The 15,968-nt window shown below is 55.7% G+C and carries 16 protein-coding genes; 12 read left to right on the top strand and 4 right to left on the bottom strand.

The window, feature by feature from the left end; genetic code table 11:
* Positions 1–6: 6 nt before the first annotated feature.
* From hslR to AC6I8A_RS18100, 3 genes are read right to left on the bottom strand one after another with little or no spacing between them, the layout of a single operon-like run.
* A complete protein-coding gene (gene hslR, locus AC6I8A_RS18110; protein WP_256697676.1) occupies positions 7–408 on the bottom strand; it encodes a ribosome-associated heat shock protein Hsp15 in 402 nt (133 codons plus the stop codon).
* An 18-nt stretch (positions 409–426) separates the two neighbouring features.
* Positions 427–1,095 (bottom strand): GMP/IMP nucleotidase, encoded by a 669-nt coding sequence (gene yrfG / locus AC6I8A_RS18105; RefSeq protein WP_497818860.1) that lies wholly within the window; start codon positions 1,093–1,095, stop codon positions 427–429.
* 53 nt (positions 1,096–1,148) lie between these two features.
* On the bottom strand, positions 1,149–3,290 hold the full coding sequence (locus tag AC6I8A_RS18100) for an intracellular growth attenuator family protein (protein WP_497818859.1): 2,142 nt from the start codon (positions 3,288–3,290) through the stop codon (positions 1,149–1,151).
* Between the two features lie 397 nt (positions 3,291–3,687).
* Between AC6I8A_RS18100 and nudE the strand changes: the two genes are divergently transcribed.
* The gene (nudE, locus tag AC6I8A_RS18095; RefSeq protein ID WP_101762674.1) at positions 3,688–4,254 is read left to right on the top strand and encodes an ADP compounds hydrolase NudE; all 567 of its coding nucleotides are present in this window, start codon (positions 3,688–3,690) and stop codon (positions 4,252–4,254) included.
* Positions 4,255–4,305: 51 nt separating this feature from the next.
* Here the strand turns inward: nudE and mrcA are convergent, their stop codons facing one another.
* Complete coding sequence (gene mrcA, locus AC6I8A_RS18090) at positions 4,306–6,852, bottom strand: peptidoglycan glycosyltransferase/peptidoglycan DD-transpeptidase MrcA (protein WP_256697668.1); 2,547 nt, start codon at positions 6,850–6,852, stop codon at positions 4,306–4,308.
* Positions 6,853–7,001: 149 nt separating this feature from the next.
* Between mrcA and pilM the strand changes: the two genes are divergently transcribed.
* The 11 genes from pilM (at position 7,002) to AC6I8A_RS18035 (ending at position 15,960) form a co-directional block, all read left to right on the top strand.
* Complete coding sequence (gene pilM / locus AC6I8A_RS18085) at positions 7,002–7,811, top strand: pilus assembly protein PilM (protein ID WP_479487287.1); 810 nt, start codon at positions 7,002–7,004, stop codon at positions 7,809–7,811.
* Entirely contained in the window at positions 7,811–8,353 is a 543-nt protein-coding gene (locus AC6I8A_RS18080) for a PilN domain-containing protein (RefSeq protein WP_497818858.1), read from the top strand. Before pilM ends, AC6I8A_RS18080 begins: the two co-directional genes overlap by 1 nt.
* The gene (locus AC6I8A_RS18075) at positions 8,346–8,840 is read left to right on the top strand and encodes a HofO family protein (RefSeq protein WP_497818857.1); all 495 of its coding nucleotides are present in this window, start codon (positions 8,346–8,348) and stop codon (positions 8,838–8,840) included. Before AC6I8A_RS18080 ends, AC6I8A_RS18075 begins: the two co-directional genes overlap by 8 nt.
* Complete coding sequence (locus tag AC6I8A_RS18070; protein WP_256697664.1) at positions 8,830–9,207, top strand: HofP DNA utilization family protein; 378 nt, start codon at positions 8,830–8,832, stop codon at positions 9,205–9,207. Before AC6I8A_RS18075 ends, AC6I8A_RS18070 begins: the two co-directional genes overlap by 11 nt.
* Positions 9,152–10,411, top strand: coding sequence for a DNA uptake porin HofQ (gene hofQ / locus AC6I8A_RS18065; protein WP_497818856.1), 1,260 nt, complete (start codon positions 9,152–9,154; stop codon positions 10,409–10,411). The genes AC6I8A_RS18070 and hofQ overlap by 56 nt, the downstream gene beginning before the upstream one ends.
* Positions 10,412–10,892: 481 nt before the next feature.
* The gene (gene aroK, locus AC6I8A_RS18060) at positions 10,893–11,414 is read left to right on the top strand and encodes a shikimate kinase AroK (protein ID WP_008107887.1); all 522 of its coding nucleotides are present in this window, start codon (positions 10,893–10,895) and stop codon (positions 11,412–11,414) included.
* A 39-nt stretch (positions 11,415–11,453) separates the two neighbouring features.
* Entirely contained in the window at positions 11,454–12,542 is a 1,089-nt protein-coding gene (aroB, locus tag AC6I8A_RS18055) for a 3-dehydroquinate synthase (RefSeq protein WP_497818855.1), read from the top strand.
* Positions 12,543–12,603: 61 nt separating this feature from the next.
* A complete protein-coding gene (locus tag AC6I8A_RS18050) occupies positions 12,604–13,641 on the top strand; it encodes an SPOR domain-containing protein (RefSeq protein ID WP_256697660.1) in 1,038 nt (345 codons plus the stop codon).
* Positions 13,642–13,737: 96 nt separating this feature from the next.
* Entirely contained in the window at positions 13,738–14,550 is an 813-nt protein-coding gene (gene dam, locus AC6I8A_RS18045) for an adenine-specific DNA-methyltransferase (protein ID WP_008107884.1), read from the top strand.
* A gap of 65 nt (positions 14,551–14,615) precedes the next feature.
* Entirely contained in the window at positions 14,616–15,299 is a 684-nt protein-coding gene (gene rpe / locus AC6I8A_RS18040; protein WP_008107883.1) for a ribulose-phosphate 3-epimerase, read from the top strand.
* On the top strand, positions 15,283–15,960 hold the full coding sequence (locus AC6I8A_RS18035) for a phosphoglycolate phosphatase (protein WP_061719727.1): 678 nt from the start codon (positions 15,283–15,285) through the stop codon (positions 15,958–15,960). Before rpe ends, AC6I8A_RS18035 begins: the two co-directional genes overlap by 17 nt.
* Positions 15,961–15,968 lie beyond the last annotated feature (8 nt).

The following is a 15,968-nucleotide window of genomic DNA, read 5'->3' as shown; positions in this document are numbered from 1 at the left end:
GGCGCGTTATTTATCGCCCGACAATTTAAATTTCATCAGATCGCGGCGCTCTTTTTTATCCGGGCGGCGATCGGGGTGCGGCATAGTTAAGGAATTCATCTTGCGCGCCAGTGCGGTTTTCTCACGCTTGTCGATGCTGGCGGCGGTTTCGGCATACAGCGCTTGCGCTTCACTTGCGGGACGACGTTGATCGGTCACTGCGGTGATCACCACCGTGCGCTCATCGTTGCCCTGACGCAGCGTTAATTCGGCATTCAGCTCCACCAGTTTGCTTGGCTTGCTGCGCTGGCCGTTGTAGTGCACTTTGCCGCCTTCAATCATTTCTCGGGCGATGGCACGCGTTTTATAGAACCGAGCGGCCCACAGCCATTTATCGAGGCGCACGCCTTCGCTCACTTTCTCTTTCATGGTATTGCGGCTCCTGCTTTAACGCAGCGTCTCACACAATTGGCGATAATCGCGTACCGCCGGATGACGCTGGAAAGATTGATCGGGCCGACCGGAATCCGGATTGCTGACGCCCAAGCACCAGCGAATGCCCCAATTTGTCGCTGCATCCAGAATCGCTTCGCTGTCATCAATGAATAGCGTGCGCGCGCTGTCAAACGCAGTATGTTGCTGAACGGCCTGCCAGAGACGCGGATCCTCTTTCGGATATCCAAAGGTATGGGTGGAAAGTAATAAATCAAGGTGGGCAGCCAATCCGGTCTGCGCCAGTTTCACATCCAGATTGTAGGGATGCGCATTGGTCAGCAGAATGGTGCGTTTACCTGCGGCACGCAGCGCCTGCAACAGCGGCAGCGTATCTTCACGCATCGCCGCACGGTGGCGCTTTTCCCACGTCATGGCGCGAATATCCAGCGCCAGCTCCTGCGACCAGTAATCAAGACAATACCAGTTTAGCGTATGCACCACGGCCTGATACTTCTGCTCAATCAGCTGATGCGCTTCGCCCAGCGTGATGGCGCGTTCGCGGCTCAGGGTTTCCGGCACGTGTTCCAGCCAGAAGTGGCGGTCGAAAGCGAGATCGAGCAAAGTGCCGTCCATATCCAGCAGCACGGTATCAATCTCTGACCAGTTAAGCGTAACCTGCATTTTCTTTCTCGCCGCAAAAAAGTGGGCGACAGGGTAGCACAGAAGGGAAGGGCTCAGAACAGCGAGCGCACGCTCTGCATAGTGTTCAGATTGTGGTTGAAGCACTTGTCATAATACTGCTGAATTTCCGCCATCCGCAGGCGATTACGATGAATACGACGCAGCGCCAGCAAGCCGTTGATCACCGCGCTGGCAATCAGCACCAGCATCAACAGCGCGGTACCCAAATAGCGCCACTGCGCCATGGCATCCGGCTCGTTATGCAGTGCGATGTGGCGTGTGCCATTGGCATCGGTGGTAATGCTGGTGATGATGCCGCTGGCGGCGAACGGCGTGTGCAGCAGCATGCCGGACATGCGCTGCAGTTCGCGCCATTGTGAAGGTGCATCAAGATCAAACAGCGCGATCGACGGTTGCGGCTGCGTCACCATCTGACGACCTTCATCACTGATAATCAGGAAGCCACCCGGCGGCGGGCTGTTGAGGTTTTCCGCCGCGCGACGCGTTTCACGCGCGAAGAAGCTGGACGTCGCGGTATTCACCAGGTTTTCCAGCGCTTCGGCACTCACCGGACGCAGCAGCACGTTCATGCCATTCAGCTTGCCGGAATCCGCGCGGTGAATCAGTGAATCCCAATCTTTAGCGTTGCCGAGATTCACCAGCGCATTTTTCAGGCGTACACAATCCTGCTGCTGGCTGCACAAATCCTGGGTTTTCAGCACCAAATCGGAGAAGTCATCCAGCAGAATCATGCCGGATTTTTGAATCGCCGAGGCCAGCTGCGGGTTGAGTTTGGGATCGGTGTTGGTTTCCGGATGCAACTGACGCGTGGTGGTATCGAGCAGCGCCGAGGCTTTATCGATGATGTCCGATTGCGGCTGTGGCAGCGGCGCGGCGTTATTCCAGTAAATCGCCGAGCAGTCGAACGGCATGTAAGCGTAGCTGCGATTACTTTGATAATTGCCCGGTACCGAACACATGCCGGTGCCAGCCACTTTCAGGCTGTCGCCGATGTGCAGCGGCAGCGCATTCAGCTTATCCACGCTATTCACTTCGATGCTCTCGGTGCCTTTGACCCACGCAAGGCTGAGTTTGATCGGCATGCTGAGAGGAATCCAGGTGAACAGCATCACCAGCACCAGCAGCGAACCGCATGCCAGCACCAGATTTTTACGCCAGCGCTGCACCGGGAAGTTACGTACTTCGTCCTGCAACGACAGGAAACGACCCTGACGCACCACCTGACGATTGAGATACATCTCGACGTCGGTGGTCTGGCCTAAATCGTGTGCGACATATGGCTGCCAGTGTGCGGGATAGATTAAATCGATAATACCCAGCGAGATGTTGCTCTGCTCCTGATTGGATTCACCAAACAGGCCCCAGCGCTTAGGCGCACCGCGCAGGCAATGCACATCGCGCAAACCTTTGGCGCCAGGGAGGCGATAGAGGAACCACAGGCTGACGGCGATCATCAGGCAGCCGAGCAGGGCAATCCAGCCCATCAGGCTGCCGGGCAACACCAGACTCAGGAAGAACAGCAGGAACGCGAAACAGATGACCACCGCTTCACGCGTGCCGTCGGCGCGTGACAGTTGATACTCTTCCGCGGTCTCTTTGCGTACCTGCAGCAGCTCAACGTTTTCGCTCTCTTCTTTGCGAATCGACGCGTTAGTGGATATCGGACGCACCAGCGGCGGCAGCGCCGGTTGTTCCACGGCGTAATTCACCAGCGAATGGCCGTTGAGTGAAATCACCAGCGGCAGCGTTTGCGTGCGGATCAGCTCTACGTAGTTCTCTTCGGCGATGTACTGTTCCCATAGCGGCGGCAGATGCACTTCGACTTCATCGAGGTAGTAGCGCCATTTCTGCGGATCGTCGGTAGAGAGGCCGTAGCGGGTGATGGAGCGGGTGACAGGATAAACATTGTTGCTTTGCGCGGTGAGCGTCAGCGCTTCAGGTTCGCGCGACTTCTTTGCCGAGCGTGCGCTGCTGTGTTGCTGCTGTTTGGCGATGAGCGCGATGTACTTTTCAACGGCAGTACGTTCTTCGTCGGTGAGCTTGCGATTAGGCGGACTGATAAACGGCAGCGGTTTCGCCAACGGCGGACGATGCCGCATAGCGTACCAATAGCCGATACCTGCTAAGAGGGAACAGGCGAGCATGACAGCCAGAATGACAATATAAGTGCTCATGCTTTGCTCAATCCAGCCAAAAAACTGCCTTCACGTTAACGATTTACTCCCGGTGAATCCATCAATACAAGTCAATTTTGGCGAGCAGATGTCATTCTGACAAGGGAAAAGTCAGATAAAATAACGCGCAAAATCATTTAATTATAGTTTGTTAGATTATTCCTCAACGGGATGTTAACCAGACATGACTCAATTAAATATCGGTATTTTCTGAATTTAACAATACACCGTTGACTTATTGTGAATTTTTAACTGCATAGATAACAAGAAGTTGTTAGCAGCCGTAAGTGAATATGTGTCACCATAGTTTACTTACGCTGCGTGTCGCACAATAGTTCTGGCTTCGGTATGCTGGCGTCATCACGTTTCACAGGGTTGTGCTAAGTTTGAGGCTGATATGAAAACCCCAATGAAAAAACCTGACATCCTCAATGTGGCAGCGGTGGCCCGCTCCCGCCTGTTCACTATCGAAGCGGTCGATCTCGCTTTCAGCAACGGCGCGCGCCGCGTCTATGAACGCATGAAACCTTCCGATCGTGAAGCGGTGATGATTGTGCCGATTATTGGCGATGACGTGATCCTGATTCAGGAGTACGCCGTCGGTCTGGAAAGTTACGAACTGGGCTTTCCAAAAGGGCTGATCGATCCTGGCGAAAGCGCCTTTGAAGCGGCCGATCGCGAACTGAAAGAAGAAGCGGGATTTGGTGCCACCAAACTGGAAGCGCTGGGCAAGCTGACCATGGCGCCCTCATATTTCTCCAGCAAGATGAACATTGTGGTGGCGGAAGGGTTGTACGAAGAGAAGCTGGAAGGTGATGAGCCGGAGCCGCTGATCGTCCATCGTTGGCCGCTGAATAATCTGCTGGCGCTGCTGGATGAACCGGACTTCCGCGAAGCGCGTAACGTCAGTGCGCTGTTTATGGTGCGCGAGTGGCTGGTGAAGCAGGGCCGTTTAAGCTACTAAATTTCATCATGCTATAAAAAAGAAAGCCGGCAAATTTGCCGGCTTTTTTGATCAGAACAGTTCGTGGCTTTGGCCGTTGTCCATGATGGTGGTGCCCACATCATGCACCGAATACTCCGTCGGCTGCGTGCCGTTGATGAAGTACTCCTGACGCGAGTTGCCGCCATTGGCCAACTTGCCGGTGCCGCGATCGATGTTAACGGTGACCACGCCATCTGGCGGTGTCAGCGGCTGCACCGGCACGCCTTCCAGCGCAGATTTCATATAATCATCCCATGCTGGCTGCGCACTCTTCGCGCCGCCCTCGTAACCGGAGATCTGATCCGGAATCGCGCCTGACATGGTTGAGCGACCCAGCGCGCGTGAATCATCGAAACCAATCCACACTGACGTCACCACGCCCGGACCGTAACCGGAGAACCACGCATCTTTTGAGCTGTTGGTGGTACCGGTTTTGCCGCCGATATCATTACGCTTCAGGTCACGACCGGCACGCCAGCCCGTCCCCATCCAGCCCGGCTCGCCGAAGATGTTGGTGTTCAGCGCGCTCTTGATCAGGAATGACAGCGGCGTGTTGATCACGTGCGGGGCATACTGCTGCTCGCCACCCGGCTGCGGTTGGGCAGGAACTTGCTCCAGCTCCGGCTGCGGCACGGTTTGGTTCTGCGATTGATCGGAAGTCGCGACATTCTCGACGCTCTCTTCGTTCAGCGCGACCGACTTTTTGGTATCGCCATAGATTACCGGCAAGTTGCACTGCGGACAGGCAATTTTCGGTTTCTCTTCAAAGATCACGCCGCCTTGTTCGTTCTCAATCTTAGTGATGAAGTACGGATCAACCAGGAAGCCGCCGTTCGCCATCACCGCGTAGCCGCGAACCACCTGCATTGGGGTAAAGGACGCCGCGCCTAAGGCTAACGATTCGGTATGCACGATGTTCTGCGCCGGGAAGCCGAAACGCTGCAGATATTCCGCCGCATAATCCACACCCATCGCACGCATCGCACGCACCATCACCACGTTTTTCGACTCGCCTAAGCCCTGACGCAAACGGATTGGGCCCGCATAAGTAGGCGGTGAGTTCTTCGGACGCCAGTCGGCACCTGCACCGGCATCCCAGCGCGAAATCGGTACGTCGTTGAGAATCGATGCCAGCGTTAAACCGCGATCCATTGCTGCGGTATACAGGAATGGCTTGATGTTGGAGCCCACCTGGCGCAATGCCTGGGTCGCGCGGTTAAACATGCTTTGGTTAAAGTCGAAACCGCCGACCAGTGCGCGCACCGCACCATCTTCTGGGTTGAGTGACACCAGCGCGGAGTTCACCGCCGGAACCTGGCCGAGCCACCAGTCGTCATTCACTTTGCGCACCCAAATCTGCTGACCGGCTTGCAACACCTGCGTCACGCTGCGCGGCGTTGGGCCTTGCAGCGTGTCAGATTTGTAAGCACGCGCCCAGCGTACGCCCGCCATATTCAGCGTGACGCTGCTGCCATCTTTCAGCATTGCTGTGGCTTGATCGGCGCTGGCGCTGGTGATCACCGCAGCATTCAGCGGTCCGTAAGTCGGCAGATTTTTTAGCGCGTTCTGGATGCGGGTTTGATCCCAGCTCGCTTCGCCCACTTTCCACAGCACATTGGTCGGGCCGCGATAGCCGTGGCGCATGTCGTACGCCATCACATTGTTTCGCACCGCCTGCTGTGCCGCTTCCTGCAGATGACGAGTGACGGTGGTGTAAACCTTATAGCCATCTTCATAAGCGCGGTCGCCGTAACGCTTCACCATCTCCTGACGCACCATTTCACTTAAGTAAGGTGCAGAGAAGGCGATTTCCGGACCGTGATAGCTGGCCGCCAGCGGCGTGTTGCGCGCGTCGTCATATTGCTGCTGCGTGATGTAGTTTTGATCCAGCATACGGGCCAGCACCACATTGCGACGCGCCAGCGCACGCGTATGAGAATAGAGCGGGTTGAAGGTCGAAGGGGCTTTCGGCAATCCTGCAATCATCGCCATTTCACTCAGCGACAGTTGATCAATAGGTTTACCAAAATAGACCTGCGCCGCCGCGCCCACGCCGTACGCGCGATAGCCGAGATAAATCTTGTTGAGATAGAGCTCAAGAATTTCATCTTTGCTCAGCAGCTGCTCGATACGGATCGCGAGGAACGCTTCCTTAATCTTACGCATCAAGGTGCGTTCCGGGCTGAGGAAGAAGTTACGCGCCAACTGCTGAGTAATGGTACTGGCGCCCTGCGAGGCGTGACCGGACATCAGCGCAATGCTGGCTGCACGGAAAATCCCCACTGGGTCGACACCGTGATGCTCGTAGAAACGGCTATCTTCGGTGGCAATAAACGCTTTGATTAACTCAGGCGGCATCTGTTTCAGAGTCAGCGGGACACGGCGCTTCTCACCGTATTGGGCGATCAGATCGCCATCCGCGCTGTAAACCTGCATAGGAGTTTGCAGGCGCACATCTTTCAATGTGTTCACATCAGGCAGCTGCGGCTCTATGTATTTGTACAAACCATAAACCGTGCCGGCTCCCAGCAAAATGCAACACACTGCAAGGATCAATAAATACTTTACGAACTTCACCTGAGAATTCCCATCTGTTGTCGTTTGAGCAGTTTATAAGCAACCGCGCGGTAGTATAAAGACAAGCCTGACGCTTTGATATACCCGCAATAATTGAAGTTGGCCGGGTATTAGAGCTCATTACCTTCAATGATAAGGAGATCATGCGTATGGCTTTTCAGCGCTGGCAAATTGGACTGGACATCCAAAACGGGCAACTGTGCGCCCTTGGCATCGAACGTCGACGTCATGGTTGGCAGTTGCGACACTGGTGGCAACAAACGCTGCCGCAAGATACGTTAAGAAACGGCGTGCTGCAAACCACGCCTGCGTTACTGGATATGTTAGGGCGCTGGCAGCGCCATCTGCCGAAACGCTATTCACTGCGCGTTGGCCTGCCGCCGCAGTTGGTATTGCAACGCACTTTGCCCATGCCGGAAACCTCGCTGCGTGAGCCCGCGCTGGGGCGCTATGTGGCGGCTTCCGCACAGCGCCTGTTTCCCGTCGAGCCCGCTTCGCTGTCGCTGGATTATCGATCGCCGGGCAAAGATTCTTCGCTGTGCGTCACCGCCGCGCGGCGTGAGGTGATTGCACAATGGCTGACGCCGCTCAAGCAGGCCGGTCTGCGCCCGGACGTGTTCGAACTGAGCAGCCTGGCGCTGACGCAGATCGCCATGCGGCTGCCGTTACGCCACAACCAGTTATTGATTCATCCGCTAAGCGATCACTGGCTGTGGACGCTGGCGGGTGAAAGTGCCACTTCAGGCTCGGCCACCGAACCTCTCACCCTCTCGCAGCTGCGCGAAACCTTCCCGCAGATGGAAAGCGTATTCTGCACCTCAAACCAGGTGTTGCCCGAGGAGCAGGTTAAACGCTGTAAACCGTTTTCACTGCTGCATTATCTGCAACCGCCGCTGCCCACGCAGGAAGGTATTTTTGCCATCGCGCTTGGGCTGGCGCTGCGCCCGGAGGATGTCTGATGCTGGCGGTTAACCTGCTTCCCTGGCGCATCCAGCAATCGCAGCGGCGGCGCCAGCAGAGCATCTCGCTGCTCTTACTTACGCTGGCGGTGACTTTGCTCATCCTCTCATTGCTGTGGTGGCGCGGTGTCAGTGCGCGGCAGCAACAGACGAACGCGCTGATGGAAATTACTTATCTGCTCAATGCGCTGCAGCAACAGCTGGAACAGCAGCAATCGCTGTTGCAGCTGCGTGAATCACTACTTAAGGCGCAGCAGGAACAGCTGCAGCGGCAAGAGCAGCATCAGCGCTGGCAGCATTTTTGGCAGCAACTGCCGCAGTTGATGCCTGACACCTTGTGGCTGAATCGCCTCGAGCGACGGCAAGGGCAACTGGTGCTGGAAGGGCAGGCGCAGAGCATGGCGGCAGTCAGTGATTTCCGTCGTCAGCTCATCACCCAGCCGCTGTTCAGCAGCGTAAAGCAGGGCGGCGTGAAGCGCGAGGCGGGCGGCGACTATCGCTTTGCTTTACATGCGCGTGTGCAGGAGGTGACAGATGAATGAATTCCTGCAGCGCTGGCTGATGCTAACGCTACCGCTGCGTATGGTGTGGCTGCTGATGTTATCGCTGCTGCTGTTTGCGCTGACGTGGATTGTGCTGCTTTGGCCGCAGCAGCAGATGCATGAAGCGCAAGCGCGGCAGATGGAACAGATGCGGCAACAGCAGCAACAGCGGCTAAAGCAACTGGCTTCACTTCCGGCGATTGATGCCTTGCAGATCGAGATTAGCCAGCTTCAGCAACTCACGAAAGATGCGGGTAATCAGCAAACGCTGGAGCGAATCGTGGCGGCGCGCGGCAGCCAGCTGGAAGCCTGGCATCCGGATAGCCAGCCGCAACAGCTGCAGTTAAGGCTGATCTGGCCGCAATTTCTGCCGCTGTTTAGCGAATTAGCCAACACCCGATTACCGGTGCCACAACGCTTTCAGCTGCACGCCGAGCAGGGCGTATTGAATACGCAACTTTGGCTGGAGAGTGACGATGCGGAGTAGCGCATTACTGTTATTGCTCTGTAGCTCGCTGGCGTTGGCGCGCGACCCTTTTCAGCCGCTGGCAGAAACGCTGTGTCAGGCGCAGGTTGCTGCTCCAGAAGGCTGGCGTTTGCAGGGCATTATTGGCACGGCGCCGCACTACGTGGCGTGGCTGGTGTCGCCACAAGGCAAAAGCCATCGGCTGAAAGATCAAGCGCCTTTCCCCCAGCCGCCCTGGCAGGTCGTGCAGCTTACGTCGCGCACGCTGGTGCTGAGTGCGGCACAAAGCTGCACACCACAGCAAATCACATGGGTAATAAAAGGAGGTTTTTATGAAATGGATGACGTTACTGATGCTGCTGTGTCTGAGCATGCCGCTGCGCGCTAATAACGACCGCTTAAGCCTGACGTTTGATGATGCGCCGGTTGAACGTATTTTGCAGGCGCTGGCCGATTATCAACAGACCAACCTGCTGATTGCGCCAGGCGTTGAAGGTCGGTTATCGCTGCGCTTAGACAATGTTGGCTGGGATCGCGCGCTCGCGTTGGTAATGAAGTTAGCAAAACTCACCGTGGTGCAGGAAGAGGGCGTTTTGCTGGTCTACCCGGAAAGCTGGCAGCAGTTACAGGTGCAACAGGAAAAGGAGGAACGCGAGGAGGAAAAACAGCAAACGCCGCTGGAGCAACAAACTGTGACACTGCATTACGCCAGCGCCAGCGATATTTATCGCAGTCTGCAAGCCGAGCGTTCGTTGATGACGCCGCGCGGTAGCGTCACGGTCGATAGCCGCACCAACAGTTTGCTGCTGCGCGACACGGCTGAGGCGCTGCGTGACACCGAACGCTGGTTAAAAGCGCTGGATTTACCGCTCGAGCAGGTTGAGCTCACCGCGCACATCGTCACCATCAATGAAGAGCATCTGCGTGAGCTGGGCGTGAACTGGGGCACGTCACCGGCAGAAGTGGTGACGCAGGCGCTTCGCAACCCGTTGCTCGAGATTCCACTGGCGGTGAGCAATCCGGCGTTTCGCGCAGGCGTGACGTTGGGCCAGGTCAGCGGCGAGTTGCTCAACCTCGAGCTGAGTGCGCTGGAGCAGGAGAATCAAATCGAAATCATCGCCAGTCCGCGCTTGTTTACCTCGCATCAGCAAACCGCCAGCATCAAGCAGGGCACGGAAATCCCTTATGAGGTCAAATCAGGCAACAGCGGCGCGACGGCCATTGAATTTAAGGAAGCGGTTTTGGGTATGGAAGTAACACCGGTGGTGCTGGGAAATGGCCGCATCCAGCTCAAATTACGGCTGAGTCAGAACTTGCCGGGACGCAGTCTAAACATTGGCGACAATCAGGTGCTGAGTATTGATAAGCAGGAGATCGAGACTCAGGTGACGCTGCGCGATGGGGAAACCTTAGCGCTGGGCGGCATTTTCCAGCAGCAGCGTTCGCAGAGCGAAAAACGCGTGCCTGGGCTTGGCGATCTGCCGTTACTGGGCAATTTGTTCCGTCAGCAAACCGATGAGCAGAAGAAAAAGGAGCTGGTGATCTTTATTACTCCCCGACTGGTCAGGGAAGCAGCGCTTACTGCCGGATAAAGCGGAAAATTCGCTCTGTGAGGCCAACTGCGTTGACGCAGGGCTGGAATTAGCTTACAAGGTTTAGCGATTTTCAAAACGGTGTAACGGAACGCGGCAGAATAACCTTCCGAATGACGTTGGTCACAAGCGATACTGACGTCAAAAGAAATATCTCCAAAATAATTCGAGCTCCAGTAAGACGTTAAATGAGTGAATGCACTGTGCTTACATCGGTAAGCGATTACAGTGGATGACCCCGGCCAGCGTGCCTGTAGCACGAAATATAGCGGATTAGCGGAGGTGCGTTACCGTCTCGCGAACCACAGACCGGTCCTGTTAAGAGGTCGCCGGGGGCAATTTATTCGGTTGCCAAACGGCCATGAGTGTTGAGATAATTTTCCGTCTGACTCTTGTTAACGCTCATGAGGTCTCAGTTCCTGTCCCGCCAGCTACGCTGAACGCGGGGTATCATCAACGAATTCTTAGTAATACCGATAAAATGGCAGAGAAACGCAATATCTTTCTGGTTGGGCCGATGGGTGCCGGCAAAAGCACTATTGGTCGTCAGTTGGCTCAGCAACTCAATATGGAATTTTTCGATTCCGATCAGGAAATTGAGCGACGCACCGGAGCGGATGTAGGCTGGGTATTTGATGTGGAAGGCGAAGAAGGCTTCCGCGATCGTGAAGAAAAGATCATTAATGAGCTGACCGAGAAGCAAGGCATTGTCCTCGCGACCGGTGGCGGCTCAGTCAAATCCCGCGAGACCCGTAATCGTCTCTCCGCCCGCGGTGTGGTCGTATACCTTGAAACCACCATCGAAAAGCAACTTGCTCGAACCCAGCGTGATAAAAAGCGTCCGCTGTTGCAGGTTGAATCACCGCCGCGCGAAGTACTGGAAGCGCTAGCTGGTGAACGTAATCCGCTTTATGAAGAGATCGCTGATGTCACTATTCGCACTGACGATCAGAGTGCAAAAGTGGTGGCCAATCAGATCATCAACATGCTGGAAAAGAACTAATCCAGCGCCCTGAGGGCTCAGCAATAGGTATCGGTCATCATGGAGAAGATCACTGTCTCACTCGGGGATCGCAGTTACCCCATCACCATCGCTGCCGGACTGTTTAACGATCCGGCTTCTTTTTGGCCGCTCAAAGCAGGCGACAATGCCATGCTGGTGACAAACCAGACCCTGGCGCCGATCTATCTTGAACCCCTGTCAGCGCTGCTCAGCAATGCCGGCATTAAGGTAGATCAGGTCATTTTGCCTGATGGTGAGCAGTACAAAACGCTGGCGGTCATGGACGAGGTATTCACCGCGCTGCTGAAAAAGCCGCACGGTCGTGATACCACGTTGATTGCACTGGGTGGTGGCGTGATTGGTGACTTGACCGGCTTTGCTGCGGCCAGCTATCAGCGTGGCGTGCGCTTTATTCAGGTGCCGACCACGTTGTTGTCTCAGGTTGACTCCTCCGTCGGTGGAAAAACCGCGGTTAACCATCCACTCGGCAAAAACATGATTGGGGCGTTTTATCAGCCCGCGTCTGTCGTGGTGGATACCCTTTGCCTGGCCACTCTGCCACCGCGCGAATTAGCGTCCGGTCTGGCGGAAGTGATCAAATACGGCATTATCCTTGATGGCGAATTCTTCCAGTGGCTGGAGCAGAACCTTGATGCTCTGCTGGCGCTGGATGAAACATCCCTGGCTTACTGCATCCGTCGCTGCTGCGAGTTGAAAGCAGAAGTGGTTGCGGCTGATGAACGCGAAACTGGCGTACGTGCACTGCTCAATCTGGGCCATACTTTTGGTCATGCGATTGAAGCACACATGGGCTACGGCAACTGGCTGCACGGCGAAGCAGTGTCAGCTGGCATGGTGATGGCCGCACGTACCGCTGAACGTTTAGGGCAGTTCACCTCTGCTGAAACCGATCGCATTATCGCGCTGCTACTGCGTGCTGGTTTGCCTGTACATGGCCCAGCGAGCATGGCGGCGGAAGATTATTTGCCACACATGATGCGCGATAAGAAAGTGCTGGCGGGCGAGCTGCGTCTGGTGCTGCCTCTCGCTATTGGCCGCTCTGAAGTGCGTGGCGGTGTGGCACATGATATGGTGCTGGCAGCAATCAACGATTGCCAGAAACCCTGATTATTAGAAGTGAGTGGTGATGCGGCGTGTGGGAAGCGCGTCGTTTTACGGAGGAGGCTAAATGGATGAGTTCAAACCGGAAGACGAGTTAAAACCTGACGCCAGTGACCGCCGTCCGACGCGGCCACGCAAATCGTCTTCTGCGCCGAAAGTGAAAGTACCGGTTTCTCGTCAACATATGATGATGGGCATTGGTATTTTGGTTCTGCTGTTGGTGGTGCTGGGGATTGGTTCAGCATTAACCGGCCCAGACGAGAAGAAACCTGCAAACAATACCGCAAATAACGGCGCGGCACCTTCTGCCGGTGGCAGCGAAAAGAATATCGACCTTTCGGGATCGACGTCCATGAGCGGCCAGCAAAACGCCACGCCTTCTGCTGATGGCAGCGCACCGCAAAACACAGCGGGCACGGCTGCACCAGCGAGTAGCGACGGCCAATCCATTTCGATGCCATCAGTCTCCTCTACGCCGACGCAAGCTGCGCCTGTGGATACGCCAGCCAATCAGCAGCGTGTCACGCTGCCGGGCGATCTCAATACTGCGCTGAACAATCAGCAAGGTTCTGTCGATGCCGCAGCACAAGGCGCGCAGGGTAATAGCTCGTTGCCAACCGCACCGGCCACGGTCAGCGGCAACGGTAAAGCGATTACGCCGCCAGCCATGCGTTCAGAGACCCCAGCGCGCACCAGCAACAGCGGTACACGCGAGACGCACGCGTCGACGCCGCATAAAACAGCGGCCGCCACTAAACCGGCACCCGTGAAAGAGAACAACACCCGCACCACTGCGACGCGTAATTCCGCACCTGCCAGTTCGAGCGGTGCCAGTAAATCGCTGCCTTCGGGCGGAAACTACACGCTGCAGTTAAGTGGCGCGTCGAAAGAAGAGAGCCTGAACGCCTGGGCGAGAAAACAGAACCTGAGCGGTTATCACGTGTATAAAACCACGCGTAACGGCGAGCCTTGGTATGTGTTAGTGAGCGGTGCTTACGCCACGCCAGCCGATGCGAAACGCGCCGTGGCATCGCTGCCAGCGGAAGTACGAGCAGCTAATCCATGGGTAAAACCGCTTAGCCAGGTGAAGAAAGAAAGTCAGTAATTGATGTGGGGCCGTAAACATGCGGCCCCGTTTAAAGCGCAGAGCTGCTGTCGGTTCCACCACAGCCAATAATTAAGATGTAATAACCACGACAGCATGAAAAAAAATCGCGCTTTCCTGAAATGGGCCGGAGGAAAATACCCGCTCCTTGATGACATCCGTCGTCATTTGCCACAAGGTGATTGTCTAATTGAACCCTTTGTCGGCGCCGGTTCCGTGTTCCTCAACACCGATTATGACCGCTATCACCTGGCGGACATCAACGGTGATCTCATCAATCTGTATAACATCGTCAAAACGCGAACTGCGGCTTTCATAGAAGACGCGCGTCAGCTCTTCAACGCTGAAGGCAACACGGCAGAAACCTACTACGCGCAGCGCATCGCTTTTAATGCGAGCAAAGATGAATATCAGCGCGCGGTGCTGTTTCTGTATCTCAATCGCCACGGTTATAACGGTCTGTGCCGCTACAATTTGCGCGGTGAGTTTAACGTGCCATTTGGTCGTTATCGCAAGCCGTACTTCCCGGAAGCGGAGCTATTATGGTTTGCCGAACGGGCGCAAAAAGCGACCTTTGTCTGTGAATCGTACGATGTTACTCTGAACAACGCCGTTGAAGGCTCAGTGGTTTATTGCGATCCGCCGTATGCACCGCTTTCGGCGACAGCGAATTTTACCGCTTACCACACCAACAGTTTTAGTCTGCGCGAGCAGCAGCATCTGGCGGAACTGGCCAATAAGCTGGCGCAGCAAAACCGCATCCCGGTACTGATTTCAAATCACGATACGCTGCTCACGCGTGAGTGGTATCAGAATGCGGATTTACACGTAGTCAAAGCCCGGCGTTCCATCAGCCGAAGCATAAGTGGTCGCACGCAAGTCGACGAACTGCTGGCGCTTTTCCGCTAGCTTGTTTCGTCCGCGACCAAGGCATTACGCCAGCTCAGGCTGGCGCACAAAATTGGGAGAATCGGATGAAACAATTTTTACTGGCCCCTTCAATTCTGGCTGCTGACTTCGCGCGCTTGGGTGAAGACACCGCCAAAGCGCTGGCGGCAGGTGGTGATGTGGTCCATTTCGATGTGATGGATAACCACTACGTTCCCAATCTGACGATGGGGCCGATGGTGCTGAAAGCGCTGCGCGATTACGGCATCACTGCACCTATTGATGTGCATCTGATGGTTAAACCTGTGGATGCATTGATCCCGGAATTCGCGAAAGCCGGCGCCACCTTCATCACTTTCCACCCGGAAGCCAGCGAGCATGTTGATCGCACGCTGCAGCTGATCAAAGAGCACGGCTGCAAAGCGGGTCTGGTATTCAACCCTGCGACGCCGCTCGACTACCTCGACTATGTAATGGATAAGCTGGATATCATTCTGCTGATGTCGGTGAACCCAGGCTTCGGCGGTCAATCCTTCATTCCTGGTACGCTCGACAAACTGCGTCAGGCGCGTCGCCTGATTGATGAGAGTGGCTACAACATCCGTCTGGAAGTGGATGGCGGCGTGAAGATCGATAACATCGGCCAGATTGCTGCCGCCGGTGCCGATATGTTTGTGGCCGGTTCGGCGATCTTCGGTCATCCGGATTACAAAAAAGTGATCGATGAGATGCGTGGCGAACTGGAGAAAGTTAATGGCTCATTTCACTGATATCCGCGCGCTGGCGTTTGATCTCGACGGTACGCTGGTTGATAGCGCGCCCGGTTTGTCACAAGCCATCGATCATGCCTTGAGCGATCTGCAGCTGCCGCCGCCGGGTTTGGCATTGGCCTCGACCTGGATTGGTAACGGCGCCGACGTGATGATGACCCGCGCGCTGACCTGGGCGCTGGGACGCGAGCCGCATGCCGAAGAGCAACGCGATGCACGTGCGCTATTTGATAAGTATTACGCGCAAACGGTGGAAGCGGGCAGCACGCTGTTCCCGCAGGTGAAAGAGACGCTGGCGGCCTTGCAGGCGAAAGGTCTACCGCTGGCGATCGTCACCAACAAGCCCACGCCGTTTGTGGCACCGCTGTTGAAGTCGCTCGGAATTGCCGAGTACTTCACGCAGATTATCGGCGGTGACGACGTGATTGTGAAAAAGCCCCATCCGGCAGCCATTTTCCTCGTCCTTGGTCATTTTGGCGTGCTTCCGGGACAATTGCTGTTTGTCGGCGATTCCCGCAATGATATTCTCGCGGCCCAGGCGGCAGGCGTACCGAACATCGGTATGACATTTGGCTACAACTACGGTGAGCCGATTGCGACAAGCCAACCCGATTTAACTCTCGACTCTTTTGACGAACTTTTGCCCGCTATCGGGCTGTGATTATCAGG

This window comes from Pantoea sp. X-Soil-ISGK-275 (assembly GCF_059730795.1).
The sequence above is the reverse complement of the archived record's forward strand: the minus strand, read 5'-3'. Positions and strand labels throughout refer to the sequence as shown.